At 72.1% G+C, this 1,294-nt stretch carries 2 protein-coding genes and 1 pseudogene; 1 reads left to right on the plus strand and 2 read right to left on the minus strand.

Annotated features, from left to right (window positions below):
- A pseudogene (locus JGS39_RS41325) lies at window positions 1-81 on the minus strand (GNAT family N-acetyltransferase); the annotation flags it as partial.
- A gap of 73 nt (window positions 82-154) precedes the next feature.
- Between JGS39_RS41325 and JGS39_RS39825 the strand changes: the two are divergent.
- Window positions 155-631, plus strand: a complete 477-nt coding sequence (locus tag JGS39_RS39825; protein WP_308121011.1) for a GNAT family N-acetyltransferase — start codon at window positions 155-157, stop codon at window positions 629-631.
- Between the two features lie 6 nt (window positions 632-637).
- On the opposite strand, the gene JGS39_RS39830 is transcribed toward JGS39_RS39825, so the two are convergent.
- The coding region (locus tag JGS39_RS39830) for a class I SAM-dependent methyltransferase (RefSeq protein ID WP_219574629.1) at window positions 638-1,294 on the minus strand (657 nt) is incomplete at its 5' end.

Consider the following 1,294-nt stretch of genomic DNA (forward strand, 5'->3'; position numbering starts at 1 on the left):
CGGGTCCTGCAGAGCGGCCAGCCGCAGTTCCTTGACCAGCTGCCATTCGTCGGCGCGCACGGGGCGTATCACGTAGTCCATGCCCCGATCCTGACCTGCCGCCGACGAATGGCAGCTGGTCAAGGAACTGCGGCTGGCCGCTCTGCAGGACCCGGTGGCGCCGGTGGCGTTCCTGGAGACGTTCGAGGAGGCCGGGGAGCGGTCCGACGGCTTCTGGCGGGAGCGGACGGCCCGCGGGTCCGAGGCGGGCGACGGCGGGGTGCGGCAGTTCATCGCGGAGGCGACCGACGGGAGTTGGGCGGGCACGGTGACCGTGCTGATCGAGCGGCCGGACGGCGAGGTGCGGTTCGGTGAGGCGGCGGCGGTCCACCAGGCGCATGTGGTCGGGGTGTTCGTGCGGCCCGAAGCGCGCGGCAGGGGCTTGGCGGAGGAGTTGTTCCGGGCCGGGACGGACTGGGCGTGGTCGCTGGGTGAGCCGTTGATCGAGCGCGTACGGCTGTATGTCCACGAGGACAATCCGCGCGCGGCGGCGTTCTACCGCCGGATCGGGTTCGTGCCGACGGGGGAGAGCGTGCCGATGCCGGGTGACCCGGCGGCCAGGGAGTTGGAGTACGCGGTGGTGCGTCCGTAGGCAGGCTCAGGTGGTGCCGTCGCGTACGGCGGTCGTGGCCAGGGTGGTGTAGTTCATCGTGAAGCGTCCGCCCAGGGAGTCGATGGCGTCCCCTACCGCGTCCAGGATCCCGGTCAGTTGGTCGGGGTGGAGTTGGGTGAGGCCGCCGGTGGTGGGCAGCAGGGCCAGCCATTGGTCGCGGGTGTAGGACTGTTCCCAGTCGAAGCGCCACTGTTCCGTGTCGTGGAAGTGTCCGGTCTCGTCGATCGTGTCGGCGACCTTGGCGTAGGCCGCCCGGTAGAGGTCCAGCGGGCGCCGGGCCGGGCCGTTGTTGAACGGGGAGTCGGGGGCTGCCCGCCGGTATGCGGCGGCGAAGGGTTCGGCCACCTCGGCGGGCGGCTCGTACGCGTGCCCGAAGATGGCCAGTCGGCCCCCTGGGCGCAGCACCTGGGCCGCTTTCGTGGCGCCGGTGGACGGGGCCACCCAGTGCCACGACTGGGCGGCGACGACCGTGTCGAACGTCCGGCCGGCGGGCTGCCAGGCTTCGAAGGTCGCGACCTCGACGTTCAGGCCGCGGGATTGCGCGAAGGCGGCCATCCGGGCGTCGGGTTCGACGCCGAGTACGGTGCAGCCGGCGGCCTGGAACTGGCGGGCGGCGATGCCGGTGCCGCAGCCGATGTCGAG

This window comes from Streptomyces poriferorum, assembly GCF_019399235.1.
In the GTDB taxonomy this organism is placed as follows: domain Bacteria; phylum Actinomycetota; class Actinomycetes; order Streptomycetales; family Streptomycetaceae; genus Streptomyces; species Streptomyces poriferorum.